Consider the following 2,433-nt stretch of genomic DNA (forward strand, 5'->3'; position numbering starts at 1 on the left):
CGGTCGACAGCGAGGCAGTCTGGAAGGTGGCGGGCTGGCTCTTCATCAGCACCGCGCCGATCACGCCGGCTTGCAGCACCAGCGCGATCGCGCCAAGGCTCGCCGACCAGGCCAGCGTGCGCGGCGACAGGCTGGCGAAGAAGGTGGAGATGCGCACCGACAAAGGCTGCGAAACGGCGGCCCGCGCAGGTTCCGCATCGATCGCAGCGAACAGCTTCTGCATCGCGCGCGCCGACGGAGCACCCAGGCTCTCGTTCAGATGAATGGTCTCCTCGTATTCGCCGCGGATCACGGCATATTGCCTGGCAAGCTCCGGATCGCGCGACAGCGCCTCCTCGACCCGGCGGGCATCACGCGCGTTCAGCGTGCCCGCGGCGTGCCAGGGCAACAGCATCTCAATCTCACTGGGCTCTTGCTCCAGCATCTTCTTGCTCAATGCCATCATGGCCAGCCTCGCTCAACGCCGGCTGCCTTCAGCAGTTCGGCCAGTTTCTTGCGCGCGTAGAACAAGCGCGTCTTCACGGTGTTCTCCGGAATGCCAACGATTTCGGCCACTTCTTCCACGGACTTCTCGTGGTAGTAGACCAGATCGACGATCTCCCGGTGTTCCGGCGAAAGTCCCGTCAGACACTCCCGCAACGCCGCACTGGTATCCTTCTTTTGCACCACCGTTTCCGGATCGTCGGACTGGTCCTCGATCGCGTTCGCGGCGTCTTCGTCCAATTCGAAGTCCTTCCTGCGCCTGAGCGCAGAAAGAGCCTTGAATCGGGTGATTGCCAACAGCCAGGTGGAAACCGCGGATCGGCCCTCGAACTTGCCCGCTTGACGCCAGACGTCGAGAAACACCTCGCTGATGAGGTCTTCCGCCGCCTGCTCGTTGCGCACGAGCCTCAGGCCGAACCTGTAAACCCTGACATGGTGCCGCCCATACAGCACCTGCATGGCGAGCCGGTCGCCTTGAGCGATCCTGGCGATCAGGACCTCGTCCGAAGCCGCCTGTGTCACGCTCAATGCCCGTCTCGCAAGGTTGGTCGGGTCCATAACGCGGCGGGTTCGACGGGTGATGCAAAATTGTTCAACCTACCGCAGTCATACGGGGTCTTGTGTGATCCGCCCCACATACGCGCGGAATTCCGGGCGCCACCGCCACGGTCCGCAGCCTCGACTGAAAATGGTAACATAGTAAGTACTTTCTTGCAGAACGACTTGCCGGGACTTGGGCAAGCAGATCCGGTTCCATCCCATTCACATCGGGTTCCATAGCAGCCCTGCGCGGCATGTGTCTCGATATGTCTCGCAGGCGTGCGATTTGGCTCGATCGCATCCTGCGGAATGCCTAATCGACGGCAAACTCACCGGCCTGCCCATTTCGGCGATCCCGGGTTGAGCATTCCGGCCGGGCGGCAAAGGATACCAAACCTAAAGGCTTGCCCCGTAGATTTTTGCGCTGACATCGACATCGGCGGGATCATGAGCACAGCTGCGACGTCCTTTCCGGAGACGAGTGCCGCTGAGGTCACGGATTTCGCCGTCCCATCCGCGGCGACGGCGTCCGAAATGCAGGCGCGGCGGGTGAGGCAGCGCCGCCATATGTATGTCGGGCAGGTCGCGAGCTATTCGCTCGGCGCCTTCGACCTTCTGCTCTACGCCTATGACGGCACGATCTCGTTCGAGATTCCCTCGCTGTTCTGGCTCAGCGGCCTGATGATCATCGGCACGTTCGCCGTACTGTCGGAGGCCGGCGTCGGCGACAGGTTGACCGACCACTATCTCACCGTCTTCCAGATTACGGCGCACATGGCGCTGCAATTCGTCTTCCTGCTGACGGTACCGACGATCGGCATTGCCTTCATCTCCGTGCTGTTCCTGATCTTCGCCTTCGGCACGTTGCGCATGACCCCGACCCAGGCCGTGTTGACCTGGGCGCTCGCGGCAAGCGGCCTCGCCGCCGCGTTCCTTGGCTCGGACCTGCCGATCGGCATACCCGTTGCGACACCGATGCAGCGCGCGGCAACGATGCTGTGCTTCGTGATGGTGATCGGCCAATGCGCCTTTCTCGGCCTGTTCGGCGCCACCCTTCGCAAGATTCTCTATCGCCGCAGCATCGAGCTGAAGGAAGCCTATCGTCGGATCGAGGAGCTTGCCGAACTCGACGAGCTGACCGGCGCATACAACCGCCGTTGCATCATGCGGCTGCTCGGCGCCGGGATCGAGGCGTCGCACCGGTCTTCGACGCCCTGCTCGATCGCACTGATCGACCTCGATTGGTTCAAGCGCATCAACGACGCCTACGGCCATCCCGTCGGCGACGACGTGCTGCGCACGTTCGTGATCACCATCTTCGCAAACATGCGCCCGGAAGACCATTTCGGCCGCTACGGTGGCGAGGAGTTCCTGCTGCTGTTGCCGAACACCGAGAGCGAGGCTGCACAA

General features: G+C 62.4%; 2 protein-coding genes and 1 pseudogene. 1 reads left to right on the forward strand and 2 read right to left on the reverse strand.

Annotated features, from left to right (window positions below):
* Both NLR35_RS33750 and NLR35_RS33755 read right to left on the reverse strand, forming a co-directional pair.
* Nucleotides 1-445 (reverse strand): annotated as a pseudogene (locus NLR35_RS33750) (hypothetical protein); the annotation flags it as partial.
* Nucleotides 442-1,011, reverse strand: coding sequence for a sigma-70 family RNA polymerase sigma factor (locus NLR35_RS33755; RefSeq protein WP_257170861.1), 570 nt, complete (start codon nucleotides 1,009-1,011; stop codon nucleotides 442-444). The pseudogene NLR35_RS33750 and the gene NLR35_RS33755, both read right to left, overlap by 4 nt.
* A gap of 459 nt (nucleotides 1,012-1,470) precedes the next feature.
* On the opposite strand from NLR35_RS33755, the gene NLR35_RS33760 reads away from it, so the two are divergent.
* A partial coding sequence (locus NLR35_RS33760) for a GGDEF domain-containing protein (RefSeq protein ID WP_257170862.1) occupies nucleotides 1,471-2,433 on the forward strand: 963 nt, incomplete at its 3' end.

The sequence above is a fragment of the Bradyrhizobium sp. SRS-191 genome, from assembly GCF_024586915.1.
Taxonomy (GTDB): domain Bacteria; phylum Pseudomonadota; class Alphaproteobacteria; order Rhizobiales; family Xanthobacteraceae; genus Bradyrhizobium.